The sequence below is a fragment of the Corynebacterium uropygiale genome (genome assembly GCF_021568315.1).
GTDB lineage: Bacteria > Actinomycetota > Actinomycetes > Mycobacteriales > Mycobacteriaceae > Corynebacterium > Corynebacterium uropygiale.
Map to the genome: position 1 here is coordinate 1 of NZ_JAKGSI010000007.1, position 25,117 is coordinate 25,117.

Below are 25,117 nucleotides of genomic sequence, written 5' to 3' on the forward strand. Positions count from 1 at the left end.
CTTCACCACAACGACGAACTGCTTGCCCCAGAAGTGATGGAGGAGATCTGCCAGCGTATTCATGCGCTGTGGCGTTCACAACTTGTGGGTGTCGTGGATCTTTCCTCTGAGATTGCGCAGCGCCCAAGGCTCAGATCCCTTACTGGCGCCGGGGAGATGATCACCGGGATAACGCGGTGGAATCCCTTCCACAGGGAGGAGTTCGAGGACTACCGTCGGCGTTGGGAGGAGAGGGCGTCGCAGGCCCAGTGATGTGTCACTGTGGTTGAAGGCAGCGCGGACGTTCAGAAGAGAAGGTGATCGTGTGGTTCATTTCATAGATTGGTTTCCCAAGCGGGATGCCCTCATTAAAGATGCCGAAATGAGAGTCGCGGCCGCCCAGGGCAACACAGTCGTGTGGCGCGTACCAACAAAAAACAGCGCGGAAGCGATCCGCGAATTGATCGACAGCGAACAGATCCGGGGTTTGATCGTGGAGTACTGTCCGATGCCCAACGAGGAAGGGAGGTAGCGCGGTGTCCTCTGAAGAAGAAATCACTCGGCTGACATCCGAACCCCGATTTTTGCTCCAAGCAAGCCGCGACACGACGAACTCCTTCGTGGGGCATGCCAATAATATCGCCGCGGTCGAGGCGCTGTTTGATTATTATCGGCAGCTTCCCGGCCAGCCGGATGTCTGGCACGGAAGGGCGCTCTTTGATAACCCGGAGGATTTTTATTCCCGGCCGGTCTTTATCGACTCTCAGCGCACCCAGTGGTGGCCGAACAGCTTCGATATCCTCGACCCACTCGAGTCCTTCCATCGAAGCTCGTGCAGATTCAGCGGCTCGTGGAGTGACCCGTCCTCCCGCTACGGGGTGAATGAAGATTTCCACATTGAGATGACCGCTCGCTGGGGCCAGTCCGAATGGGGTTGTACTGACATCTGCCGCGACGTTCTCAGCATGAGTTTCCAGCCGGGAAGCTACGCGGTCGATCAGGATACGTTCATCGACGTGTTATGCCACGTCGAGCTCCTCTGGCGTGCAGACGTCGTCGGGATTATTGACCTCAACGCTCTGCCGCTCTCCCCCCGGATCACCAATGATGCTGAGTGGGTGGAGCATATGGTGGCCGGAATCGTGGACGGGGAGTACTTCATGCGGCAGGAATTGGAGGACTACTTCTCCACCTGCTGACCTCACTCCCAGTCCACGTCAAGCCCCAGGGCGGCAGCTTTCGCCACCCTTGGGCCCCTTTCAGCTGCTACAGCTGCGCGCCATTCGACCCGATGACGTCCCGGTACCAGTAGTAGGACTTCTTCGGCGTGCGGGCCAGGGTGCCGCTGCCGTCGTCGTTGCGATCAACGTGGATGAGGCCATAGCGCTTGCGCATCTCGCCGGTCGTGAAAGAGACCAGGTCAATGATCCCCCACGGCGTATACCCAATGAGGTCAACACCGTCCTTCAGCACCGCATCCTTCATCGCCTCGATGTGGGCGCGGAGGTAGTCGATGCGGTCGTCGTCGTGAACGGTGCCGTCCTCCTCGACGGTGTCGTACGCGCCATAGCCGTTCTCCACGATGAAGAGCGGGATGTCATAGCGCTCCGAGAGCGTGATGAGGCTGTGGCGCAGCCCCGTGGGGTCGATGGTCCAGCCCCAATCGGTGGCGCCCAGGTGCGGGTTATCCACCGAGCCCGGCATGCCGCCATCGACGATGCCGGATTCCTCGGCGTGATCCTCCGCCCCGGCTTTCACCGTGGTGCTCATGTAGTAGGAGAAACCGAGGTAGTCCACGGTTCCTGCGCGGAGGATGGCGTCGTCGCCCTCCTGGAAGCCGATGTCGTAGCCGTTGGCCTCAATCTCCTTGAGCGCGTAGGCGGGCCAATGGCCGCGGACCTGGACGTCGGGGAAGAGGAAGCGCTCGTGGTTGGCGATGTCGGCGGCGAGGATGTCCTGCGGGTCGCAGGAATAGGGGTAGACGGTGACGAAGGAGATCATCGCGCCGATCTTGAGGTCGGGGTCGATCTCGTGGCCGGCGGTGACGGCGAGGGCGCTCGCGAGGAGCTCATTGTGCGCGACGCGGAGGAGCACCTCGCGGGGGTTGTCCTCCTCGTGGAGGGTGACGCCCGAGTTCGTCCAGAGGAAGAGCGGATTCCGGGTGTCCATCTGGTTGTTGATCTCGTTGAAGGTCATCCAATAGCGGACCTTCGTGTGGAAACGCTCGAAGCACGTGCGCGCGAAACGCTCGAAGTGGGCGACCACCTCGCGGTTGCGGAAGCCGCCGTAGTGGCGGGCGAGGTGCAGGGGCAGTTCGAAGTGGCTGAGCGTGACAACGGGCTGGATGCCGTGGGCGTTGAGGGTATCAAAGAGGCGGTCATAGAACGCGAGGCCCGCCTCGTTGGGCTCCTCCTCATCGCCGAGCGGGAAGATGCGGCTCCACTGGATCGAGGTGCGGAAGCAGCGCAGGCCCATGCCCGCGAGGAGCTCCACATCCTCCTCGTAGCGGTGGTAGAAGTCCGAGGCCACCTGGTTGGGGTAGTACTCTTCGGGCTCGACGTTCTCGGTGATGCGCCGCGGGACCCCGTGGGCGCCGCCGGTGAGGACATCGACGACGCTCAGTCCCTTGCCATCCTCATCCCAGCCGCCTTCGATTTGGTGGCCGGCCACGGCGCCTCCCCAGAGGAACCCCTCCGGCAGGGCATTCCCGCTGGTAGGCGTGGCGACATTCTGCTGATTCTGCATGACAACTCCTTAGGATTGCGTGGGGGTGGGGGCGGGGAGGACGGCGCCGAGCTCCTCGCCGGCGTCGACGTGCTGGGACAGCCGGGGGATGACCCCGCCGAGGTCGGCGGAGTTCGTGAGGACCACCGGCGTGATGGTGGAGTATCCGGCGGCGGTGATGGCCGCCGCATCGAACTCGAGGAGCAGGTCACCGCGTGCGATGCGCTGCTTCTTCTCCACGTGGAGGGTGAAGGGCTCGCCCTTCATCGCGACGGTATCGAGCCCGACGTGGATGAGGACGTCGAGGCCGTCGTCGGACCGCAGGCCGATCGCGTGCTTGGAGGGCAGCACCGTGACGACCGTCCCGTCGAAGGGGGCGATGACGCGGCCGGTGCCGTCGGCGGCCTCGGGCTCGACGGCGAAACCCTCACCCAGCCCGCCTTGCGCGAAGACCGGGTCGGGGACCTCGGCGAGCGGAAGGGGCCGGCCGGCGAGGGGGCTCACGAGGCGGGTGGCCGCCGGGGTGGAGGCCACCGCGGTCTCGTAGGCGGCGAGGGCGGCTTGCTCGGCTTCAGCGGAGAGGCCCTCTGACTCCTCCTCGGCTGCGGGCTCGGCCGGGGACGCGGCATCGTCGTTGAAGCCCACGATGTACACGAGCAGCGCCGAGCCCGCGAAGGCCACGAGGCAGCCGACGACCTCGCCGATGAGGGACATCGAATTCTCCGCACTGTGCGCATTCATGATGGTGAGGGCACCGGGAAGGCCCGCGTAGACGTAGTAGCGCGAACCGAAGAGCGCCACCGTGATAGCACCGAGCGCGCCGCCCACGCAGCCGCAGATGAAGGGCTTCTTCAGGCGGAGGGTGACACCGTAGATGGCGGGCTCGGTGATGCCGAAGATGCCGGTGATCGTGGCGGAGCCGGCCACCCCGCGCAGGGACTTCACGGGGGACTTGAGGAACACCCCGAAGGCCGCGCCCACCTGGCCGAGGACCGCGGCGGTCTGGAAGGCCTGGAAGGAGTCCGAACCGTACTGGTCAAAGTTGGAGAGGATGACCGGGGTGATGCCCCAGTGCACGCCGAAGATGACGAAGACCTGCCAGAAGCCACCGATGATCGCCGCGGCCAGCGGCGGGAAGATGTCCACCAGCCAGTTGTAGCCGTTCGCGATGGCGTCGGCCCCCGCCGCGGAGAGCGGCCCGAGAGTGAGGAGGGTGAGCGGCACCATGATGAGCGCGCAGAGGAAGGGCACGAAGATCGACGCCGCGACGCCGCGAATGTGCCGGTTGAGGAAGTGCTCGAGGTAAGAGAGCACCCACACGAGGATGAGCGGCGGCAGCACGGTGGAGGTGTACGTCGTGGAGCTCAGCGCGAAGCCGAGGAAGTCCACGCGATCCCCGTCTGCGACGTGCTCGGCGAGCGTTGCGACGTCGGGACTGACGAGTGCGGCGCAGCAGAACACGGCCACGAAGATGTTCACCTTGAAGTGCTGGGCCGCCGTGATGGCGATGAAGATCGGCAGGAAGGTGAACGGCGCCCAGGAGATGAGCGAGAAGACCTGGTCCGTGCCGGAGCCCTCGAAGCCGGGCCACGCCAGCCGCACGAGGATGAGGATGCCCTGGATGAAGCCCGCTGCCGCGAGCACGTAGATGAAGGGGGCGAAGACCGCGGACATCGTGGCGATGACGCGGTTCATGATGCTGGCCTTGGGCTGGTCATCGGAGTCCTCGGCGGAGAGCGAGGTGGTGGCGAGGAGCGCATCGTAGACCTCGCTCACGTGCGCGCCGATGACCACCTGGAACTGGCCGCTGTTCTCGATGACAGTGATGACCCCCGGCAGGTCAGCGACCTTCTCCTTGGCGCCGGCCGGGGTCTCCTTGAGGACCAAGCGCAGGCGCGTGGCGCAGTGCGTGGCGTTGTGAATGTTCTGTTCCCCGCCGACGATCTCCAGAATCTGGGACGCGAGCTTGGGATAATCGCGAATCTTTTCAGCCATTGCTGAGACACCAATCCCATCAACACGGGTGGATTCCATGGCCGCAGAACACCGCTGCCGGCCATGAGGGTTGATGCCTCGCGAAGTGGAGTGACACGCCCAAAAGTTAGGCCCAGTGTAGCGCGCATGTGGGGTTATACCGCAAGGGCTCCGGCTATGAACTCTGTCACTCGCGCGGGCGTTCGGCGTGGGTGAGCACGAGCATGACCGGACCGCGGGCGGCGCTCGACGACGGCCCCGGGCACGACGAACCCACCGCACACTGCGCGCACGCCCCGCTACTGCACGAGCTGGCCAGAACCTCCCGCCGGAGCTGCCCCGTGCGCTCGAGGTGGGCGAGGATCGCATCGACCGTGAACGGGGAAATATGCGCGCGCCGGGCGATGTCCGCCCGGGACGTCGCCCCCTCGGCGAGCGCCTCCCGCACGGCGGCGAGGGTGTGACCGCCGGAGGTGGCGGCGAAGTCGGCGCGGATGTGCTCGGCGAGGGTTCTCAACGACATCGTGTTATCCATGGTGAAGCCCCATAACGACTGGTCGTGGCGAGCCTAAGCTCCTTCTATGACGGGAGCTTAGACTTCGCTATCCCCGACGACAGGGATAAGGATTACCAATGGTGGGTGGGAATGGGGGCTAGTCGATGGGGGTGGCCATTTCTCTGACGTCATAGTCGACGGAGGCTGATCCAAGGCCCGGCACGGTGAGCTCTACTTTCCAGCGATCGGCGAACTGGTCGACTCCGTCGAGCATGGTGACCGTCCCCGATACGAGGATCGTTCCGGGCGTGTCCTCGCCGCGCGTGTGGAGGATATCCAGCCAATAGGACGGGCTCAGGAGGGCTCCGGCCGTGGAGTCTTGGATGAGCGTGGGGGTGGAGTCGCCATTGTGGGTGACCCATGCCTGGAGGGTGATCGTGGAGAGGTCCTCCGGGAGCTCGTCGAGGGGGAAGGCCACCGTGCCGAGGACGTCCGGGGCGGCGTTCTTGGACCAGGCCACACCGTGGGTCTCCAGGGCGCGGTCGGTGTGATCACACGCGACGGTGAGGAGCTGCCGGCCGTCGTCGTCGATAATGAGGGCCCATTCGGCTTCGCCGGATGTGGTGGAGTGCTGGACGTAGACGATGTCCGTCTGCTGGGCCAGGTAGGGGGAGACGGGGTAGAGCGTGGGGCTGGTGCTCGGGGCAGGGACGCCGAGTTCCGCGAGCTCGCGGATGTGTGCTTGGACCTCGGCTTGGTCCTGGCCGGCATAGCCGGCGTTGAGGAGGCGGCGCACGGTGGTGGTGGATGTGCTGCCGTCGGGGAGGGTGAAGGTCAGCGTGGGGTGGGCGGTGGAGGTCATGGTGGTTGTGCTCCTTTGCCTATTGATGGACAGGAAATAGCTGTTGTCATGCAGCCTAGCGCCCTCATTGTATACAATCAACGGCACAGTGAGATCTGGGACACGAAAGGAACTCTCATGAGCGACGCATCCCTGCACCAACCACCACCGAGAAAAGATGTGTACAAGGCCTTCGTGGCCTCGCTCTCGGGGACCTCCCTTGAGTGGTATGACTTCGCGGTGTACTCGGCGGCATCGGCCCTTGTTCTTGGGCAGCTGTTCTTCCCGGCGGATGATCGCTACGCCGCAACGATCTCTGCGTTTGCGACGTATGCCATCGGGTATTTGTCGCGACCAGTGGGAGGCGTGGTGTTCGGGCGTCTGGGGGACAAGCTCGGAAGAAAGACCGTGCTTGTCTATACATTGGTCCTCATTGGCGCGGCGACGTTCGCTATCGGCGTTTTGCCGACGTATGGGCGAATCGGGTTGTGGGCGCCGGTCGCGCTCGTGATCCTGCGATTCCTCCAGGGGGTGGGCGTCGGCGGAGAGTGGGGCGGGGCAGTGCTGCTGTCCTCGGAGTACGGCAACCCCCGCCGCCGGGGCTTTTGGGCAAGCGCTGCGCAGGTCGGGCCACCCGCCGGCAACCTCCTGGCCAATGGAGTGCTCGCTCTTCTCACCGTGTCTCTCAGCGAGGAACAATTCCTCGCGTGGGGGTGGCGCGTTGCCTTCTTGGCCTCCCTGATCCTTATCGGATTTGGACTGTGGATCCGGCTGAAGCTTGAGGACACCCCGGTATTCAAAGCGATTGAGGATGCGGGAGATCGATCCGATACACCCGTGACGGACGTCGTGAGAACGCAGACGAAACCCCTGATCGCAGCGGTGCTCAGCAGGCTTGGGCCCGACGTGTTTTATGCCCTGTACACCGTTTTCATTCTCACGTACGGGACGCAGAAACTCGGATTACCCAGAAGTGAGATCCTGGGGGCTGTGCTCATTGGTTCCGCGACGCAGTTGATCAGTATTCCGCTGGCCGGGTGGCTTTCTGACCTGGTTCACCGTCGAGTTCTCTATGCGGTGGGGGCTATTGCCGCGGCTCTGTGGTCCTTCGAGATTTTTGCTATCGCGGATAAGGGCAGCTTTGGGCTCCTGGCTCTGGCTATGGTCGTGGCCGGGACGTGCCACTCGCTGATGTTCGCTCCGCAAGCCGCCTTCGTGATCGAACAATTTCACCCGCGGCTTCGCTACACGGGCGCGTCACTGGCCTACACCATCGGTGGAGTCTTCGGTGGTGCCCTCGCGCCCTTGATGTTCACCGTGGTCGCGGGGCCATCCATCTCCTCGTTCCCGGTGGCGCTGTATGTTGTCGGCGCAGTGTGTTGCACGCTCGTGGGGCTTGTGATGGGGAAGAACCCGACGGTCGAGCACGAAGAAAGCGTGGTTAGGAACTCGCAGGCGTGACGCCGGGAGAGAGGAGGACGTCGAGCGTCCGATCCAGGTGGTGGACCACCGCACGGAGCGCAGCCTGGGAATCATTCGCACGGAGGGCGTCGACAATGTCGGCGTGCTCGCGAATAACCTCGCGCCAGCGATGGGGGGTATAGAGCGCCTGAGCCCCAATAATCCTCTGGCGGACGCGCAGCTTTTCGTACACCGCGCTGATCTCGTGATTGCCAGCGGCCTCCATGATGCGCGCGTGGAATTCCTGGTCAAGGCGGATGAACTCGATGACATGCTCGTGACCGGGCGAGTCAAGGAGACGGCGCTGCTGTTCGAGGGTGACTGATAGGCGATCCGCGACGGAGGAAGCGACGCCACGCTCGATGACCTTGAGGGTTGTGTGCTTTTCCAGAAGACCGCGGAGCTCCATGAGGTCGAGGATCTGTTCCCTGCTGATGCTGGGGATTCTCGTTCCGCGGTGGGGGATGTGTTCCACCAGGCCCTCGGAGGCGAGGGCGCGAATGGCCTCCCGAACCGGGGTGCGGGAGATGCCGAGATCATCGGCGATCGCTTGTTCACTCAAGAAGGACCCCTGAACGGAGGGGTCGACCAGGATGTGAGTGGTCAAGTAGCGATAGGCCAGGTCACGGCCGCGCGGAGAAGCCATAAGGGGATAGTACGTCGCCTCTCGCGCCCCGAAAAAGTCACTTTCGACCCATCGGGAGGTAACTTTCGACCACACTTTGACCAAAGCTCTTTAAATGCGTGGTCGGAAAAGGTAGCGTCCAGGGTGCAGGAACAGTCAGGGCACGTCCTGACGCACACTGATACATTCACAGGAGGCAGACATGACGTGGAATCTGATGAAGAAGAGCATTGCGGCGCCGGCACTGGGCGTGATGCTGGTGATTGGAGGGACCGGAGTGGCATGTGCGCAGGGCACCGACGCCGCCCACCTGGGTGCTTCCCAGGCGCAGGCGGCCGATGAAGTGCCGACCATCCAGCTCCAGCAGATCAACGACTCCGCTTTCGTCCTGGATCTCCCGGACGGCGTGGGCATTGACGCGGAGGCTGGCACCCTGACGATCGACGGCAAGGACATCCAGCTGCCCGACCAGGCCACCGACCGCGAGGGAAACGAAGCCACCCTCTACTACACGACGACCGACAAGGGCGTTGAGCTGCGCGCCATCGAGCGCTACGCGACGCGCGAGTTCCGCCAGTGCGACGTCCCCGAAGCCGAGAACCCCCTGACGGCGTCCGTGCCGGTGCAGGAGGAGTCCATCGAGCCCGGCATCCAGAACGCCGTGCAGGACGGCCTGGTTGCCGCCTTCCCGACCTGCTTCCACTAAGAAGTGCGGCCGGGTGCCGCGGTGAGCGGTAGTTGATGCTGCCGGCGCGGTTGTCTGAACAATGAGTGAGCCCACCACCCCAACGGGTGGTGGGCTGTGGCGCGTGTGGGGGAGGGTGGTTGCGCGAGCAGGTGCGAGGGACTTTATTCACCCGTCTGCGCAGGACGCATGACGCTGGAAGAAGTTTTTGAGCGTCTTAACCAAGGGGTTGGTCTGATCGGGATTATTCGATGGTGACGATATGTTGATTGCTAGGAATGAAGGAAAGAAAGTAGCCGCCATATCTTTCTATTTTATTCCTTTCTTTCCGGCCACTCTTCAGGCATTCTCCATATCTTTTTCCCAACCGGGGTTAGTTTAACGCCGGGCTTTATTCGGATCATATAGTCCCCGTCGCTTTCACGGCGCGGCACGTATGCGAAACCTGGCCCATTGGTTAGCCCAGGCACGGCAGGGTATTTCGGATCGAAGTCTATCACTTGGTTGAAAGCTTTTAGCTTGCGCCAGATAGCGCGGGCACGCTCGTACTGGGATTGAGTCAAAGAGGCGGGCCCACGCCATCTCACCCAACCGATTGCCCTGAAACCTTGATACAAAGCATTGCCCTTAAACTCTGACGGAATATCCCAAGGTATATGTTGGGTAAGCTTTGTCCATTTTGGTTCGTAGCCACCTTCCCTAGCAAGTTTGTAGATGTACTGCCTGGTAACACCTACCTGCCTGGCAATTTCAGCCTGGCTCATACCCTGGTCAAGAAGCTCCATGACTTCATCCGGTGTGATCCTCATGGCTCGCATCTTAGTTGATACAAACTATTGCGATCGGTGTTGCCTCCAACCTTCAAACGAGCTTGCAACCTTCATGCGTGCGTTCGAGTCCATGCGCTAGTAGAAGCGCAGTGTCGGCAGTTAGAGTCCCAACTTCACATAGCGAGCGCCTCGGGCATCGCACTAGCGGAACGGCACCTCGCCGATGCTTCGCCGCAGCTTGCGCGTGCGCAGCCGCTCGGGGTGGAGGGCGAGGGTTTCCATCGCCCGCACGGCGCAGGTGACGTGCGCTTCCTTCGAGTTGCTATAGAAGGCCTTGGCCTGGGAGGGCAGCTTGGGGACAGCGTGCAGCGGGAGGTCGGAGACGCTGAGCAGGGTGCCATAGGGCACGCGGTAGCGGTAGCCGTTGGTGGCGAGCGTGCAGGATTCCATGTCCACGGCGACGGCCGTCGAGCCATGAAGCCAGGACCACAGCTCCCGCGGGGTGTGCCATTCCCAGTTGCGGTCGCCCGTCGAGAGGACGGTGCCGGTGCGCATGAGGGACTTATCGGCGCTGTAGACCTCCGCGACGCTCGCCTCGAGGGCGCGCTGAACCTCGGGGATCGCGGGGATGGGGACGTCGCGGCGGACGTGGCGGTCGAGGATGTAGTCCTCCCGCTGGTAGGCGTTGCCCAGGATGAGGTCGCCGATGCGCATCCGCCCGTCGAGGCCCGCACAGTGCCCGATCATGATCCACGCCTCCGGGCGCAGCACCGCGAGGGCGTCGGTGATGGTCTTGGCATTCGACGGGCCCACGCCGATGTTGATCATGGTGATGCCGTCGCCGTCCTCGGTGGTGAGGTCGATGCGCGGCATCTGGTGGCCGGCGACGGCCGTCGTGATCCCCGTGTAGCGCGTGCCCTCCTCGGCGAGGCGCGCGCGGCCGAGCTTCTCAAACTCGGTGGTGTGCATGTCGTAGTTGGTGAAGAGGATGAAGCGTTGGAGCGACTCCACCTCGATGCCCGTGTAGTGCTCAATGCGCGCGCACGCGATGTCGAAGCGCTGCGGCCCGAAGTAGAAGAGCGGCTTCTCGGAGCCATGGAAGGCGTCCCAATCGGCGTCGACGATCGCATCGTGCACATCATCGAGGGAGGGGCGCGGCACCCCGGCGGGGCGCACCTCCCCGACGCTCCCGATCCCCGGCAGGTACTCCGGCGGGATGCGCGTGGCGCCGGGCTCCACCCAAATCCGGCAGGGATAGTTGCTGGTCAGGTGGGTGAGCTGCTCCTCGAGGTAGGGGCGCATGATGTGCGGCCGGGAGATTTCCGCGCTGTAGTGCCCGGCCTCCTCGACATAGCCGAAGGGAGCCGCCCGGTCGATGGGCCGCCACTCGAGGACCTCGACGTGCAGCCTGGGGTAGACCACCTGGCTCCACAGCCCCCATTCCTGCTGCTCGACGGCACGCCGCGCGGTTGCCACGGAGTTGTCGTAGATGGCGCAGAGTTTCTCGACGGATTCTTGGACGGCTTTATTCGCAGCTCCCACCATGGGTCCAAGCGTAGCGGGAGAGGGGCGCTTCCGCCGGCTGGACGGAACCCACAAGCTCGGCCCAGGGGAGGGGGTGGAGCGCGTGGCAGTCGAAGGGGACCCGCTGGTGCAGCGCCCGGAGGAGCTCGGCCGTGGCGAGGGCATCCCCCAGCGCGCTGTGCCGGTACTGGTGTTCGATGCCGCAGTGCTCGGCGCAGCGGGCGAGTGAATGGGAGTCCAGGTCTGGAAACACCGTCCGCGCGTGCTCGCACGTGCAAAGCGTCCAGGACTCGTGCGAGGGAAGTTTCACGTGAAACCGCGCGCATTCCTGGGCGAGGAAACGCGCATCAAAACGCGCCCAGTGCGCCGCGAGCAGCCGCCCGTCGAGAAGCGAAGCCAGCTCCCCGGCCACCCCGCGGAAGGACGGGGCCTGCGCCACGTCTTCCTCCCGGATCCCGTGGATGTGCGTGGCGCCCACGCCGCCGGCGGGTCGGATGAGGCTCGTCCATGTGGTCTCGACGCGCAGCTGGGCGTCGAGCAGCACCACGGCGAGCTCCAGGATCTCGTCCTCGCTGGAGAGGCCGGTGGTTTCGCAGTCGACGACGGCGACGGGATAGGGGAGCGGGGCCAGGGCGCCCGCGCTGCTGGGAGGCATGTTAGGAGCGGGCGGCGGCCATGCGGACCGCCTGGCTCACGGCGGGGGCGACGCGCCCGTCGAGCGGGGAGGGGATGACGTGCTCGGCGTTGAGGTCCTCGGCGGCGATTTCGGCGATGGCGCGGGAGGCGGCGAGCTTCATGTCGGGGGTGATGCTCGTGGCCCCGGCGGCGAGGGCACCGTGGAAGATGCCGGGGAAGGCGAGCACGTTGTTGATCTGGTTGGGAAGGTCGCTGCGCCCGGTGGCCACCACGGCCCCGTAACGATAGGCCAGCTCAGGGGCGATTTCTGGGTCGGGGTTGGCGAGGGAGAAGAGGATCGGCTCGGGCGCCATGCCGGCGAGCTCCTGCTCGCTCACGTGCCCGCGGGACAGGCCGATGAAGGCGTCCGCCCCGCGCAGCGCCTCGGCGACCCCGCCGGTGATGTTCCGCGGGTTGGTGTAGGTGAGCAGCTCCTCCTTGATGGGGTTGAGGTGGCCGCGATCCTTCTGGATGATCCCGCGGGAGTCGAGCACCGTGATGTCGGTGATCCCGGCGTCGTGGAGCATCTTTGCGCAGGCCACGCCCGCGGCGCCGGCCCCGGAGATGACCACGCGCAGCCGGGTGAGGTCCCGGTTGAGGAGCCGGCAGGAGTTGTGCAGCGCGGCCGTGATGACGATGGCGGTGCCGTGCTGGTCATCGTGCATGACCGGGATGTCGAGCTTCTCGATGAGACGGCGCTCCACCTCGAAGCAGGTGGGCGCGGCAATGTCCTCCAGGTTGATCGCGCCGAAGGAGGGCGCGATGGCGGCGATAGTGGCGACGAGGGAGTCCGCATCATGCTTGTCCAGCACGATGGGCACCGCGTTGAGGTCGGCAAAAGCGCTGAACAGCTGGGCTTTCCCCTCCATGACGGGCAGCGCGGCGAGGGGCCCGATGTTCCCCAGCCCCAGCACCGCCGAGCCGTCCGAGATGATGGCCACGGTGCGGCCCCGGCCGGTGAGCCGCTGGGAGGCCTGCGGCTCGCCGTGGATCTGCTGGCACACCCGGGCGACGCCGGGAGTGTAGGCCAGGGAGAGATCGCGGACGGTGCGCAGCGGCCGCGAGGAGGTGACGGTGAGCTTCCCTCCCTCGTGAGCATCAAAGATCTCTTGGTCGGACAGTTGTGCCGGCTGATGGTCAACGTGGTGCTCAAGGGGGAAGCTCATGGGCACATAGTGTAACGGGTCACCTTGGAAAGCTGGAACTGTGCGGCGGGGCGAGCCCTCAGCACTCGTCCTCCTGGGCGCCGTCGGTGTCCTCCCAATAGCGGTGGAGCTCCTCAACGCTCGTCATCGCCCGCAGGCAATCGACCGTCGCGGCGTCCGCGCTGTCCCCGCTGAAGATTCCGGGCTCGACGTCGGGAATGAGGGTGCGCCCGGCCCAGGACTCGGACTCGGTGAGGGGTGCGGCCTCCCCGGAGGCGACCATGGCCTCGAGCGTGCGGACCCAGGAGGGTCGCTCGTCCCCGCCGCGCCACAGCGTGGTGTGGAGTGCGGTGTGGGGCCCATCGAGGAGCGGGTAGGAGATCGCCCAGCCGCCGCAGCCGTGAAGCCGGACGGCCACGGAGGTGATGAAGCCGCGCCGGTCGGCCTCCGCCAGGGGGATGGTGGCGACTACATACATGTCCTCCAGGTGAGCGTCGAGACCATCCGAATGCAGGGCCACAAGGTGCTGCTCCGGGATGCGCAGCCCGCCGAGTCCGGTGGAGCTGCGGAAGCCGTCGAGGAGAAGACCGGCGTGCGCGTCGATGCTCAGTTCCCCGAGGCCTTCGATGTGGCTGCGGCCGCGCAGGAGGCAGACCGCCCCGGTGCCGAGGCTCACCTGGTGGCTATCGATGCGCGATTGTTCGCTGAGGCTGAAGGTGGCGGGGTGGTGCTCGGGGTGAGTGGGCTCGTCGGCGTGGATGGCGGTGGCGTTGAGGTCGCCGTCGGTGATGCTGAAGATGAGCCCGGGGCCCGAGCTCACGCTGCCGTTGAGCTGCGCGTGGTGGATGAGGAGGCCGCGGCCGGCGTGGAGGTCGCAGTCGTGGAGCCGCGAGCGGGTGATGCTGAGCGCCTCACCGCTGATGATCTCCCCGCCGTCGAGGGTGCTAAAGAGTATGCCGATGGGGCCGCGCGCCCCGATCCAGGTGCCTTTGTAGCGGGAGTGGATGAGGTGGCAGTCGCCAAATTTCTCTTCGTCGGCCGCGCCCGAGGTGCAGCCGCGCGAGCGCAGGTATGCGATGGCATGAGAGCCAGGATGATCATTCCCCGAGGTCGTCATGAGTATCCCCTGTCATACGGTATTGTCCCTCGAAATTTTCTTCATTATAGACGTGCGCGCGGCGCGATGGCACCGTTCGACGGCGTACCCCGCACATTCGTCACCATGAACGTGGCGTGCTGGGGGAGATAGCGGTCATCGGAGGCCTCCACGGGGCGGCCCTGGGAGTCAAAGGATCGGCGCCGCACCCTGAGCAGCGGCGTGGAGGTCTCGACGCCCAGCAGCCGCGCGTCCTCCTCATCCGCGCCGACGGCATCGATGGTGCGCTGGGCGTGGTGGAAGTCCACCCCGGCGTCGAGAAATGCCTGGTAGATGGAGCCGGCGTCGGTGTCCACCCCGTCCAGGTGGCGGCCGACCGCAATCGGGTAGCGCAGCCGCTCCACCATGGCGGGGGTGCCGTCGATGAGGCGGAGCCGGTGGATGATGAGGACCTCATCTCCCTCGGCGATGTCCAGGAGCGCCGCGAGGCCCGCGTCCGCCGGCCGAACATCCGTGGACTGCGTGCGCTGCCCGGGCTGCAGGCCGGAGGCCTTGCACCACTGGGTGAAAGAGATGATGTCATCGAAGTTCTGGGCGGGCACCGTGCTGAGGACCCGGGAGCGGCGGCCCTGGCCGGAGGAGATGAGGCCCTCGGTGCGGAGGACGTCGAGGGCGTGCCGCACGGTTCCCCGTGAACTCATGTAGGAATCGCACAGCGCGGCCTCGGAGGGAAGGGACTCGCCGGGGCTGAGCTCGCCGCTGCGGATGGACTCCCGCAGGGCAGAGGCGATGAGGAGATATTGCTGCTCGGGGGCGGTGGGACGGGTGGAAGCCATGGACCTCATTTTAACATGTATAGACAACTCTCTCCTTCGCTGTTAGCCTGAGCGCCATGAGCACGGACATCGCAGACATCCTCGTCGTTGGCTCAGGAATCCTCGGCCTCGCCACGGCGTATTGGGCGCACTCCGAGGGCCACACTGTTCACGTCTTAGACTCCGCGGACCGCCCCGTCGGTTCCTCCATTCAGAATTTTGGTCACGCCTGCTTCACGGGGCAGAGCGACGCCGTCCAACCGCTCGCCGATCTGTCCCGCGAAGGCTGGCGCCGCGCCGCCGCCGATGCCGGCTTCTGGGCGCGCGAATCCGGGACGTGGATCCCCGCGCGAACGGAGGCTGAGCTGCAGGTTGTCCGCGAGTTCGCTGAGCATCGCGGGCCCGAGCGGGTGCGGCTCGCGGATCCCGCCAAGATCGCCGGCGCCCTGGGTGCCCCGAGCAGCGCGGAGGGGATGATCGGCGGGGCCCACCTCCCCCGGGACATGCGCGTCAACCCCCGGGAGGTCGCCCCCAGGATCGCCGAGTACCTGGCCGCGAACGGGGTACGTTTCACGTGGAACACTCGGGTTCTCCGCGCCGAGGATGGTGTCGTCGAGACCACGCGCGGAATGTACCGCGGCGGGCGCGTGATCGTGTGCCCGGGCATGGAGCTCAACCAGCTCTTCCCGGAGATCGCGGAGAAGTACGAGGTGCGGGTGTGTTCCCTGGTCATGGCGTTGCTCGAGCGGCCGAGCCGCATCCCCGAGGGCCTCGCCGTCCTCACCGGGACCTCGCTGGCCCGCTATGACGGCTTCGCGGCCATGCCCTCGGTGCCCGCGCTGCGCGAGGAGCTGCGGGACAGACACCCTGAGCTGGTCGATTGCATCGCGAACCTCATGCTCACCACCATCCCGGGCGGCATCTTCATGGGCGACTCCCACGCCTACGCCCTCTCCCCGGAGCCCTTCATTGACGAGCGCCTCGCCACGCTCCTCCAGGACGAGGGCGCCCAGCTCCTCGGACTCCGCCCGGAGGAGCGCCGCGTCCGCCAGCGCTGGCTCGGGCGCTACGCGGATAGTCCCACCATCAACCTCATCGTCGAGCACCCCGACGAACGCACCACGGTGGCCGTCGTCGCGAGCGGCATCGGCATGACCCTCTCCTTCGGCCTCGCGAAGTACATTCTCGACGGCCGCCCCGTCCCCGCCATCTGATCCACCCCTCAAGGAGGTTCCCACATGAGCAGCACCCCCATTGACCTGGTCATCTGCGATATGGCCGGTACCACCATTGATGATCGCGACGAGGTCTACCGCGTCCTCCGCGAGGCCGCCGAGCGCGAGGGCGCCCGCTTCAGCGCCGAGGTCTTCCAGGAGCACATGGGTATGGAGAAGCACCATGCGCTGGGCGAGCTCCTGCGGATCGGCACGGACCTCGACGCCGAGGCGCGCGAGGCCGCGTGGGCCCGAGCCTGGGACTGGTTCCGCGAGGAACTGCGCCGCACCTACACGGCCGAGCCGCCCACGCCGCTGCCCGGTGTGCCCGAACTCATCGAGGAGCTGCGCGCGCGGGGAATCCCGCTCGGGCTCACCACGGGCTTCTCCCGGGAGATCGCGGACATCATCCTCGACGCGCTGGGCTGGACCGCTGACGCCTCTCGCTGCGGCGATGAGGTCCCCGAGGGGCGGCCGGCACCCGACCTCATCCGCGCCGTCATGGCGGACCTCGGCGTCACCGATGCGCGGCGCGTGCTGAGCGTCGGCGACACTGCCGCCGACGTTGCCTCCGCGCGGGCAGCGGGCGTGCGTTCCGTCGGGGTGCTCACGGGGCATCTCAGCTGCGAGGACTTCGAGCGCCTCGGCGCCGAGCACGTGCTCCCCGGGGCGGGCGAGATTCCCTCCCTCATTGACTCCCTCTGAGCAGGAGATATAAGCGGGAAATTCTAGATTTCGGCCCCTCACTGTTAGAGTGAGGAACAGACACTACCGAGCCGCCAACCCGCAGAAGGAGACCCCCGTGCCCACCCGCGCCCGCTTCAGCCTCGCCCTCACGCTGCCCCTCGCCCTGGCCCTGGGCGCCTGCGCTGGACAGGAATCCTCCGAGCCCACCACGGTCACCGCGACGGTGACCCAAGGCAGCGACACCTCCGCGCCCGCGACCTCCTCGGCAGCCTCTGAAGCCTCTGAGACGACGACGGCCAGCAGCTGCACCGGCGCCAAGGACATCAATGAGAGCGCCTTCGGCCGTTGGGCCCGGCTGGGAGAGGTCCCGCTGGAATCGGGAGAGGCGGTGCCCTTTAAGGTCTCGGCGAATTGCTACGACCCCTCCGCCGAGCTCAGCTGGGCGATCCTCACCATCACGGGCGAGGGGGCGTCGGGTCAGGCGCTTCTCCTCATGCGCCACGGGGATATGGTCGCGGTGCCTGCGCCGAGTGTCGTGGATAACGTCGACGACGTCACCCGGTTCTCGCCCAGCGAGATCCGCGCCAACCTCGGCGGCACGGACGTGACGTTCAGCGTGGAACACGGCGAGGTCACCGCCAACCCGGCGCCGCAGGGGAGCGCCACGCTGGACCTGCAGGGAAAGAACTATCGCGGGCCGAGGGGCGCTGAGCATCACTAGCTGCGTGGGTGCGCCTTGTTATGCCGGTCGCGCGTCGAGCATTCCCTCCTGCGAAGGATAAAACCTGTCCGGCTCCTTGGAAGGCATAGAAAGAAGGATGAGTAGCGGAATGGTGCCGAGGACAGGAATGAAGCCGATGAAGATCCAGGCATCGGAGTAGTCAGCGTCGTGGAGGCGGCGGCAGGCCAATGTGAAGCTCGGAAGACTATTGAGGACGTTAAAGGCGACCAACACAAGGGACGCATCGTCCCAGCTGATGCGTAGGCAAAGAATCCCACACTGAATGAGGAAAACAATCGCTATGACCCACCAAAACTCAGATCGTGAGGCACGACCCTCAAGATCGAAGGCGCAGCGCACATAACGTTTCCAGGCTTGGAAGAAGCTTGCCCCGGGCAGGGGATCCACGCCAGGGTATTTGGCGGAGGGCGGCGAGGGGTCTCGGTTGGGCGGGGGCTCATGGGGTCTCCTTTTCTCGGGCATCATGATCGAGGCAATCGACGGCAGAGCAGCACAACGAAACGTGGCTCAATAGTTACTGCATACAAGAGCGTGGCTATATGTTCAAGGGGGAGCCCCGGGATGGGTGGATCGGCCGGAGGGCATCAAACCTACAAGAATGCTCCTTTGGCGCGAGAAGCTGTTCTCGCTCTTTTGTAACCCGCCCCCCGCACACACGACAGCGGCGCCAGCTCGTGGCCGGCGCCGCCGCTGCAGTCTGAAAGGCGATCGAGTTACATCGAGCTCCCCGGGATGAAGGGGCCGACGGTGCCCGTGCACTGAACCGGCACGTTCCCGCCCAGGGCGTTGACCGTGTAGGCCATGGCCCGCGGGTCGTATGGCATGCCCTGGTGGTCGGCGAGGTCGTTGGGGCAGCCGTCCTGGAGGACGATGTTCTGGTAGTCGCCGGAGCTGAACTGGGTGTTGTTCAGCGGGGTGGCGGCCGTGTCGAAGAGCGTCGAGATGGAGACGTAGCGGACGCCGTCGACCTCGAGGCCGCCGTCGCGCAGCTGCGTCATGAAGGGGCTCATCTCGAGGAGATCGTTGCCGACGGGCCCGAGGATGCCGGTGACCACCGGGTCGATCGGCGCCCCCGCAAGCTGCATCTCACGGTGCAGGTTCGCGAGCCCCATCATGGAGGTCCCGCGGAGCACGCCAGCCAGCGTGACGACGGTGCCGACGCCCTTCCCGCCGCGCGCCTTCGTGTACGCGGTGGCGATGGTCCCACCCTGGCTCCAGCCGACGAGGTCCACCTTCTCCGCGCCCGTGTGCTCACGGATGCTGTCGATCTGGGCGGAGACCTCCTCGACGTTCTTCGCCAGCGGGGCCACCCCGTAGGTGCCGGGGATAGCGCCCATGGCGGAGCTGCCCTGCCCGTCGGCACCCGGGTACGCCCCGTAGTTCAGCGCGTACACGCACTTCCCCTGGGACTTCAACAGTGGGCCAAGCCCAGCCCACGCCTCGTAGGCGTTGGACGCCATGCCGTGGATGAGGATGACGGGGTTCTCGCCGGGGGCGGGGGTGCATTCCTCGTTGACGCCGGTGGGGCTGGGGTCCTGGGCGTGGCCGCCGGCGAGCTTCGCGGCGTTGAGGTTGTCCTTCGGCGGGAGCTGCGCCCCCATGCCGGTCCAGGGGGCGATGTCGGCGGCGGCCGCCGTCGGGGCGAGCGCGCAACCAAGAGCGCAGCTGGTCAGCAGGGCAGCGAGCCCGTGCATGACGCGGGAACGACGCATGAGACCTTCCTTCTCACGAACTCCCCCACGGCCGAGGCGCAATGGGGGAGGGAAACATTGATATGCCGAGTATGATTCTAGATCGTGTTCTAGATCGAGCTACCCGGGATGAAGGGGCCGACGGTCCCGGTGCACGGAACCGGCACGTTGCCGCCCAGGGCATTCTGGGTCAGAGCGATCGAGCGCGGATCATAGGGAACGCCCAGGTGATCGGAGGCGTCGCTGGGGCAGCCATCCTGAAGAACAATGTTCTGGTAGTCCTTCGAGGAGTACTGGTCATTGCCCAGCGGGTTCGCCGACTCATCGAAGAGGGTGGCGATGGACACGTAGTGAACGCCATCCACCTCGAGGCCGCCGTCCTTGAGGCGAGTCATGAAGTCAGAGTGCTCGAGCAGATCATTGCCCGACGCGCCGAGCGTCAGATCCACCGCCTGGGAGATCGGCAGGCCCAGCTGCGCGAACTCGTGGTGCAGGTTCGCGAGCCCCAGCATGGAGGTCCCGCGGAGCACGCCCGCCAGGGAAACGACGGTGCCGACGTCCTTACCGCCCGACTGCTTCGCATACGCCGTGGCCAGGGAACCGCCCTGGCTCCAGCCCACGATGTCCACCTTCTCCGCGCCGGTGTGTTCCTTCACCCGCTGGATGTGCTCCGTGACCTCGGCGAGGGACTTGTCCATCGGGGCGAGGCCGCCGTCGAAACCAGGGACGAAGCCCATGGCCGAGCTGCCGCTAGCGGGGCTGTTGTAGCGGCCGTAGGTGAAGGAGTAGACGCACTTACCCTGGGCCTTCAGCGCCGGGGCGAGGGCGGCGAAGGAACCGTACGGGGTGGAGACCATGCCGTGGATGAGGACCACGGGGTTCTCACCGGGGCGAGGGGTGCACTCCTCGTTGGCGCCGGAGGGGCTGGCGTCCTGCGCGGCCATCCCGTGCGCGATGGCGGCGGAGATGTTGTCCTGCGGCGCGAGCTGCGGGCCCATGCCCGTCCAGCCGGCGACCTCGGCGGCATGCGCCGTGCCCGCGCCCGCCGCGATGCCCAGTCCCATGGTCAGCGCGGAGAGCGCCGCGAGTCCAGAGCGCATCATCCGACGCATCCGAGAACCCTGTGTTGTGTGTGAGCTCATGTTTGGCCCTTTCAGTGACGTATGGATACGTAGTGTCTGCATGAAGCCTAATTCCTGAGAAAATGCCAGGGGCCTCTCATGATCGATTGAGAGCACGAATCGGCCCTAAACGGGGGTGAAATCGTGGAGAAAATCGCGGAAACCTATCGTGCGACAGTTCCCTTTGGCCACCCGCGGCAGGGGCGCCGATGTCGCCACGAACGCCGTAAAAGGTGTGATCTGGTTGGGGGTACGACGACGGCCGCCGCTTTCAGTCCCGCCCGAGGAAGGAACCCTTGAAGGGGGAGGGGGCAGTTGTTAAGGTCAGTGTCGCCCCTCGCTGATAACGACGTTATGGAACCGCGATGTCGCTGCAAACCAAACAGAACTATGCAACCTACTGCTACATCCTCGTCTATGCCGGGTGCGTCCTTCTGTCGACTTTTGCGGGAAGAGGCACGGTCATGCGCTGGGATGACCTGCTGATATGGGGAGTTCCTGCGCTGGTGGGGCTTCTGGGCCTGGCCTATCTGTTCTTCCGACAGGGATTCCACACAAAGAACTTCTATGGAATCGGGGTGAGCATCGTGATGTTCTGCGGCGCGGCTTGCCAGACGTCGCTCTGGTTCCGCCTCTTCGTCATCATTCCCTTCCTCGCCGTGATCTATGTGGTCCGGCACCATCCCCGGGTGGCGGAATGGGCGGGATGAGGGCTCAGTGCGGCCTCGCCGTCGTCGTCGGCGCCGCCTGTGACCAGCAGAAACGTCGGGGCCGCTAGACTGTGGGCCATGGCTGTCCCCAAGATCATCCTTTTTTATGTGTTCACCCCGCTTGCCGACCCAGAAGCCATCCGCCTCTGGCAGCGCAGCCTGTGCGAGCAGAACAATCTCCGCGGCCGGATCATCGTCTCCCGGGATGGCATCAACGCCACGCTGGGAGGGGAGCTCGACGACGTCAAGCGCTATGTTCGCGGCCTGCACGCCTACGCCCCGTTCAAGGGTGCGGACATTAAGTGGTCAGAGGGGCGCGGGGATGATTTCCCGCGGCTGAGTGTGAAGGTGCGACCGGAGCTCGTCACGTTTGGGGCACCGGATGAGCTGCATGTCTCGGCGGCGGGCGTCGAGGGCGGCGGCCAGCGCCTCAGCCCGGAGGGGCTCCACCGGCTCATGGCGGAGCGCGGGGAGGACGTTGTTTTCTTTGATGGGCGCAATGCCAAGGAAGCCGAGGTGGGGAAGTTTCGCGGGGCCGTCGTCCCGGAGACGCGGACCACCCGCGATTTCCTCCCCGAGCTGGAATCCGGCAAATACGATGACCTCAAGGACAAAACGGTGGTCACGTACTGCACGGGCGGCATCCGCTGCGAGATCCTCACCGTCCTCATGAAGAACCGCGGCTTCAAGGATGTCTATCAGCTGGACGGCGGGATCCACCGCTACACGGAGAAGTACCGGGATCGGGGTTTCTGGGAGGGGGACCTGTACGTCTTTGACCAGCGCGAAACGCTCGAGGTGAAGGGCGGGGAGGAGCTCGCGGAGAAGCCGCACACGCCCGCCCCCGCGGCGGCTCCCGCCCCCGAGCGCTAGCCCCTAAGCCCCACCAGCCCCACTCGCCTCGCTCTCTTCCCCCTCCTCCGCGAGGAAGCGGTGGCCCAGGCCGGTCTCGGTGATGACGTGCTGCGGGTGGGCGGGGTTGGTCTCCAGCTTGCGCCGCAGCTGGGCGATGTACACCCGAATGTAGTGGCCCTCGTTCTCGTGGCCGGGGCCCCACACGGCGTTGAGGAGCTCATCGCGGCGCACGAGCCTCCCCTGCGCGCGGACGAGAACCTCGAGGACCCGCCACTCCGTGGGGGTGAGGTGGATGTCCTTCCCGTCGCGGGTGACGCGAGTGGCCGCGAGGTCAATGAGCAGGCTGCCCGCCCGCACGACGGGCTCCCCGCGATCCTCCCCGGGGGCCGACGCCCCTCCGCCGCCCGCCCCACCGGCGCCCCGCTGCCCACGCGGCGCGGCGTGGCGCAGCGCCAGCCTCACCCGGGCGAGGAGCTCTTCCATGGCGAAGGGTTTGGTGATGTAGTCGTCGGCCCCGGAGTCAAGGACAGACACCTTGTCAATGGAGGTGTCTCGTGCGGTGAGCACGATGATGGGCAGGTTTGTCCAGCCGCGGATGCCGGCGAGCACCTCGGTGCCGTCGAGGTCCGGGAGCCCGAGATCGAGGATGACGAGGTCGGGGTGCTGGTCAGCGGCCCGGCGCACGCCCTCGCTGCCCGTGGTTGCCGTGACGACGTCATAGCCCCGCGCGATGAGGTTGATGCGCAGCGCCTTCACCAGGCGCGGGTCATCATCCACCACCAAGATCCGGGTGCTCACTCCGGCCTCCTTCTCTGCTGTTGCCGAGGGTTCCATCACGACCCCACCGGCAGGGTGACGCGGGCGCAGGCCCCAGGTGCGTCCTCCCGATTGACGAGTTCGATGCTACCGTCCATCGCGAGCGTGAAACCGCGGGCGACGTCGAGCCCCAGGCCCACGCCGGTGTCGCGGTGACGATCGCCGTGGCGCTGGAAGGGCTGCCACATGCTCTCCTCCTGGCCGGCGGGGAGGCCGGGCCCCTCGTCGGTGATGCTGATGGTGACGTGGCCGGCGTCGGGCTGGGCGGCGCTCACCGTGATGGGGGTGCCGGGGGCGTGGGTGAGGGCGTTGTCGATGAGGTTCGCGAGGACGCGCTCGAGGAGGACGCGGTCCGCGCGGACGACGGCGCCGCTGCAGCTCGGCTCCACGCGGACGAGGCCCGAGGCGTAGCCGCGCCGGCCCATCGCGCGGAAGACGACCTCCTCCAGGGGGACGGGGCCGAGGTGCGGGCTGACGGCGTCGGCGGCGAGGCGGGAGGAGTCGAGCAGGTTCGTGACCAGCGTGGTGAGCTCGTCGACACTGTCCTCCACGGTCTCCAGGAGGTCGGCCTGATCCTCCTCGGAGAGCTCCACATCGGGGGCGCGGAGGGAGGACACGGCCACCTTCGCCGCGGCGAGCGGGGAGCGCAGGTCATGGCTCACCGCGCTGAGGAGGGCGCGGCGCAGCTTGTCCGCGGAGGCGAGGGCGCGGGCCTCGGCGGCCTCCGCGGCGAGGGCCTCCTGCCGGCGCAGGGCCGCCACCTGATCGGCGACGACGGCCAGCACCCCGCGATGATCCGCCTGGATGTTGTGCGGCGCCCAGAGGCGGAGCGTGACGGTGCCGTCATGGGAGGTGATGGGCGTGTCGACGCTGTCCTTCGCGGGCTCGCCCTGGATGGCGATGAGCTGCCCGGACTCATCAAAGGCGCTCACGGAGGAGCAGCCGAAGACCTTCGCGATCTTGTCCAGCACCGTCTCCACCTGCGCGCCGCGGAGCACCGTCCGCGCGAAGGTGGCCAGCAGGTCCGCCTCCTGGGAGGCGGAGCGGGCCTCGCGCCGGGATTGGCGGGCCCGGTCCACGAGCAGCGCGACGGCCAGCGCCATCGCCAGCATGACCACCAGCGTGAAGCCGTGCGAGGGGTGGGCGATCGTGAACGTGTGCGTGGGGACCGTGAAGAACCAATTGAGCAGCAGCCCCGCGAGGAACGCCGAGAGGAGCGCCGGGACGATGCCGCTCACCAGGCTCACCGCGAGGATCATCGCGAAGAAGATCGCCGAGGTCAGCGCAATATCCGGCGAGAGATCGAGCGCGATGCACACCGCCGTCGTGAGGAAGGGCGCCAGGATCGCGAGGCTCCAGCGCAGGAGCATGCCCCGCAGGCGGTGCGGGGGCTCGACGCCGCCGTCGCTGCTGCGTGGCTCGGTGTCGAGGGTGACCAGGTGGACGTCGACGCGCCCCGAACCCCGCGCCACCGCGTGCGCCGTGTCCTCCCGGAAGAAGTGGCGCCAGCGCGGGTGCCGCTTCGTGCCCAGCACCAGCTGGGTGGCGTTGACCGCGCGCGCGAAGTGGAGGAGCGCCTCGGGAACGCTATCGCCGGTGACCTGGTGGACGCTCGCGTCCACATCGGCGGCGAGCTCCCGGATCCGCGGCATCGTGTCCAGGGTGCCCGAAGTGAACGCATCCCCGCCGATCACGTGCACAACCAGCAGCTCCGCCGAGGACTTCTGCGCAATCCGCCGCCCGCGCCGAATGAGCGGCGCGGCATCGGATTCCTCCGCAATAGCGACGACGACGCGCTCCCGCGTCTCCCACGTATCGGTGATGGATTGCTCCTCGCGGTAGGTAGCGAGGGCGTCGTCGACCTGATCGGCGAGCCACAGAAGGGCCAGCTCACGGAGGGCGATGAGGTTGCCGGTGCGGAAGTAGTTGTTCAGCGCGGTGCCGATGCGCTGCTCGGAGTACACGAGCCCGTCCGCGATGCGGCTGCGGAGGAACTCGGGGGACAGGTCCACGAGCTCGACGGTGTCGGCGTCGCGCACCACCCGGTCGGGGACGGTCTCGCGCTGCACGGTCCCGGTGATGTGCGTGATGACGTCGCCGAGGGACTCCAGGTGCTGGATATTCACCGTGGAGATGACGTTGATCCCCGCGGCGAGCAGCGTGTGGATGTCCACCCAGCGCTTCTTCGAGCCCGCCGAGTGCGCCAACTCATCCACGAGGACGATCTGCGGGTGGCGGGCGAGGACCGCCTCGACGTCGAGCTCACCCGCCGCGTCCCGGGGGATCGTCTCTAAGGAGCTGGCGAGGTCCCGGGTGTAGGCGCGGCCGTGATCCTCGACGATCCCGACCACCACATCCTTGCCCGCGGCCTGAAGTCGCCGGGCCTCCGCGAGCATGGCGCAGGTCTTGCCCACGCCCGGCGCCGCACCCAGGTAGACCTTGAATGTTCCTTCAGCCTGTCCCTCCATGGT

The 25,117-nt window shown here is 66.1% G+C and carries 26 protein-coding genes; 10 read left to right on the forward strand and 16 right to left on the reverse strand.

Features of this window, described 5'->3' with window-relative positions; genetic code table 11:
• The 3 genes from L1O03_RS11050 to L1O03_RS11060 form a co-directional block, all read left to right on the forward strand.
• Positions 1-252 (forward strand): hypothetical protein (locus L1O03_RS11050; RefSeq protein ID WP_236120028.1); only part of this gene is annotated, 252 nt, incomplete at its 5' end.
• 52 nt (positions 253-304) lie between these two features.
• Positions 305-511 (forward strand): hypothetical protein, encoded by a 207-nt coding sequence (locus L1O03_RS11055; protein ID WP_236120029.1) that lies wholly within the window; start codon positions 305-307, stop codon positions 509-511.
• 4 nt (positions 512-515) lie between these two features.
• Positions 516-1,178 carry a hypothetical protein gene (locus L1O03_RS11060; RefSeq protein ID WP_236120030.1) on the forward strand — a complete coding sequence of 221 codons (663 nt, stop codon included), beginning with the start codon at positions 516-518 and terminating at the stop codon, positions 1,176-1,178.
• Positions 1,179-1,245: 67 nt separating this feature from the next.
• Here the strand turns inward: L1O03_RS11060 and L1O03_RS11065 are convergent, their stop codons facing one another.
• From L1O03_RS11065 to L1O03_RS11080, 4 genes are all read right to left on the reverse strand, one after another.
• Positions 1,246-2,724: a 6-phospho-beta-glucosidase gene (locus tag L1O03_RS11065; protein WP_236120031.1), complete on the reverse strand. Its 1,479-nt coding sequence runs from the start codon at positions 2,722-2,724 to the stop codon at positions 1,246-1,248.
• A gap of 9 nt (positions 2,725-2,733) precedes the next feature.
• Positions 2,734-4,698: a beta-glucoside-specific PTS transporter subunit IIABC gene (locus L1O03_RS11070; RefSeq protein ID WP_236120032.1), complete on the reverse strand. Its 1,965-nt coding sequence runs from the start codon at positions 4,696-4,698 to the stop codon at positions 2,734-2,736.
• Positions 4,699-4,864: 166 nt separating this feature from the next.
• Positions 4,865-5,200 (reverse strand): FeoC-like transcriptional regulator, encoded by a 336-nt coding sequence (locus tag L1O03_RS11075; RefSeq protein ID WP_236120033.1) that lies wholly within the window; start codon positions 5,198-5,200, stop codon positions 4,865-4,867.
• 130 nt (positions 5,201-5,330) lie between these two features.
• Positions 5,331-6,035 (reverse strand): DUF2848 family protein, encoded by a 705-nt coding sequence (locus tag L1O03_RS11080; RefSeq protein ID WP_236120034.1) that lies wholly within the window; start codon positions 6,033-6,035, stop codon positions 5,331-5,333.
• A 117-nt stretch (positions 6,036-6,152) separates the two neighbouring features.
• Here L1O03_RS11080 and L1O03_RS11085 point away from each other — a divergent pair, with 117 nt between their 5' ends.
• Entirely contained in the window at positions 6,153-7,475 is a 1,323-nt protein-coding gene (locus L1O03_RS11085; protein WP_236120035.1) for an MFS transporter, read from the forward strand.
• On the opposite strand, the gene L1O03_RS11090 is transcribed toward L1O03_RS11085, so the two are convergent.
• Positions 7,456-8,121 (reverse strand): GntR family transcriptional regulator, encoded by a 666-nt coding sequence (locus tag L1O03_RS11090; RefSeq protein WP_236120036.1) that lies wholly within the window; start codon positions 8,119-8,121, stop codon positions 7,456-7,458. The genes L1O03_RS11085 and L1O03_RS11090 overlap by 20 nt on opposite strands.
• Before the next feature lie 181 nt (positions 8,122-8,302).
• On the opposite strand from L1O03_RS11090, the gene L1O03_RS11095 reads away from it, so the two are divergent.
• Positions 8,303-8,806, forward strand: coding sequence for a hypothetical protein (locus L1O03_RS11095; protein WP_236120037.1), 504 nt, complete (start codon positions 8,303-8,305; stop codon positions 8,804-8,806).
• Between the two features lie 293 nt (positions 8,807-9,099).
• On the opposite strand, the gene L1O03_RS11100 is transcribed toward L1O03_RS11095, so the two are convergent.
• The 6 genes from L1O03_RS11100 to L1O03_RS11125 all read right to left on the reverse strand — a co-directional run bounded on the left by L1O03_RS11100 (position 9,100) and on the right by L1O03_RS11125 (position 14,831).
• Entirely contained in the window at positions 9,100-9,594 is a 495-nt protein-coding gene (locus tag L1O03_RS11100) for a helix-turn-helix domain-containing protein (protein ID WP_236120038.1), read from the reverse strand.
• Positions 9,595-9,756: 162 nt separating this feature from the next.
• The gene (amn, locus tag L1O03_RS11105) at positions 9,757-11,100 is read right to left on the reverse strand and encodes an AMP nucleosidase (protein WP_236120039.1); all 1,344 of its coding nucleotides are present in this window, start codon (positions 11,098-11,100) and stop codon (positions 9,757-9,759) included.
• Positions 11,081-11,734, reverse strand: coding sequence for a 3'-5' exonuclease (locus L1O03_RS11110; RefSeq protein WP_236120040.1), 654 nt, complete (start codon positions 11,732-11,734; stop codon positions 11,081-11,083). The genes amn and L1O03_RS11110 overlap by 20 nt, the downstream gene beginning before the upstream one ends.
• Position 11,735: 1 nt before the next feature.
• Positions 11,736-12,920, reverse strand: coding sequence for an NAD(P)-dependent malic enzyme (locus tag L1O03_RS11115; RefSeq protein WP_236120041.1), 1,185 nt, complete (start codon positions 12,918-12,920; stop codon positions 11,736-11,738).
• Positions 12,921-12,978: 58 nt separating this feature from the next.
• On the reverse strand, positions 12,979-14,016 hold the full coding sequence (locus tag L1O03_RS11120) for a hypothetical protein (protein WP_236120042.1): 1,038 nt from the start codon (positions 14,014-14,016) through the stop codon (positions 12,979-12,981).
• A 44-nt stretch (positions 14,017-14,060) separates the two neighbouring features.
• On the reverse strand, positions 14,061-14,831 hold the full coding sequence (locus tag L1O03_RS11125; protein ID WP_236120043.1) for a GntR family transcriptional regulator: 771 nt from the start codon (positions 14,829-14,831) through the stop codon (positions 14,061-14,063).
• Between the two features lie 56 nt (positions 14,832-14,887).
• Between L1O03_RS11125 and L1O03_RS11130 the strand changes: the two genes are divergently transcribed.
• From L1O03_RS11130 to L1O03_RS11140, 3 genes are all read left to right on the forward strand, one after another.
• Positions 14,888-16,024 carry a TIGR03364 family FAD-dependent oxidoreductase gene (locus tag L1O03_RS11130; protein ID WP_236120044.1) on the forward strand — a complete coding sequence of 379 codons (1,137 nt, stop codon included), beginning with the start codon at positions 14,888-14,890 and terminating at the stop codon, positions 16,022-16,024.
• Between the two features lie 24 nt (positions 16,025-16,048).
• Positions 16,049-16,729, forward strand: a complete 681-nt coding sequence (locus tag L1O03_RS11135) for an HAD-IA family hydrolase (RefSeq protein WP_236120045.1) — start codon at positions 16,049-16,051, stop codon at positions 16,727-16,729.
• Positions 16,730-16,826: 97 nt separating this feature from the next.
• On the forward strand, positions 16,827-17,432 hold the full coding sequence (locus L1O03_RS11140; protein ID WP_236120046.1) for an LppP/LprE family lipoprotein: 606 nt from the start codon (positions 16,827-16,829) through the stop codon (positions 17,430-17,432).
• A gap of 18 nt (positions 17,433-17,450) precedes the next feature.
• On the opposite strand, the gene L1O03_RS11145 is transcribed toward L1O03_RS11140, so the two are convergent.
• From L1O03_RS11145 to L1O03_RS11155, 3 genes are all read right to left on the reverse strand, one after another.
• On the reverse strand, positions 17,451-17,840 hold the full coding sequence (locus tag L1O03_RS11145; RefSeq protein ID WP_236120047.1) for a DUF805 domain-containing protein: 390 nt from the start codon (positions 17,838-17,840) through the stop codon (positions 17,451-17,453).
• 326 nt (positions 17,841-18,166) lie between these two features.
• Positions 18,167-19,165 (reverse strand): esterase/lipase family protein, encoded by a 999-nt coding sequence (locus L1O03_RS11150; protein WP_236120048.1) that lies wholly within the window; start codon positions 19,163-19,165, stop codon positions 18,167-18,169.
• Between the two features lie 89 nt (positions 19,166-19,254).
• The gene (locus tag L1O03_RS11155; protein WP_236120049.1) at positions 19,255-20,247 is read right to left on the reverse strand and encodes an esterase/lipase family protein; all 993 of its coding nucleotides are present in this window, start codon (positions 20,245-20,247) and stop codon (positions 19,255-19,257) included.
• A gap of 383 nt (positions 20,248-20,630) precedes the next feature.
• On the opposite strand from L1O03_RS11155, the gene L1O03_RS11160 reads away from it, so the two are divergent.
• Complete coding sequence (locus L1O03_RS11160; protein WP_236120050.1) at positions 20,631-20,975, forward strand: hypothetical protein; 345 nt, start codon at positions 20,631-20,633, stop codon at positions 20,973-20,975.
• A 78-nt stretch (positions 20,976-21,053) separates the two neighbouring features.
• On the forward strand, positions 21,054-21,848 hold the full coding sequence (gene trhO, locus L1O03_RS11165; RefSeq protein ID WP_236120051.1) for an oxygen-dependent tRNA uridine(34) hydroxylase TrhO: 795 nt from the start codon (positions 21,054-21,056) through the stop codon (positions 21,846-21,848).
• A 3-nt stretch (positions 21,849-21,851) separates the two neighbouring features.
• On the opposite strand, the gene L1O03_RS11170 is transcribed toward trhO, so the two are convergent.
• Together L1O03_RS11170 and L1O03_RS11175 are read right to left on the reverse strand one after the other, a co-directional pair.
• Positions 21,852-22,664, reverse strand: a complete 813-nt coding sequence (locus L1O03_RS11170; RefSeq protein ID WP_420830338.1) for a response regulator — start codon at positions 22,662-22,664, stop codon at positions 21,852-21,854.
• Positions 22,664-25,114 (reverse strand): DUF4118 domain-containing protein, encoded by a 2,451-nt coding sequence (locus tag L1O03_RS11175; protein ID WP_236120053.1) that lies wholly within the window; start codon positions 25,112-25,114, stop codon positions 22,664-22,666. The genes L1O03_RS11170 and L1O03_RS11175 overlap by 1 nt, the downstream gene beginning before the upstream one ends.
• Positions 25,115-25,117 lie beyond the last annotated feature (3 nt).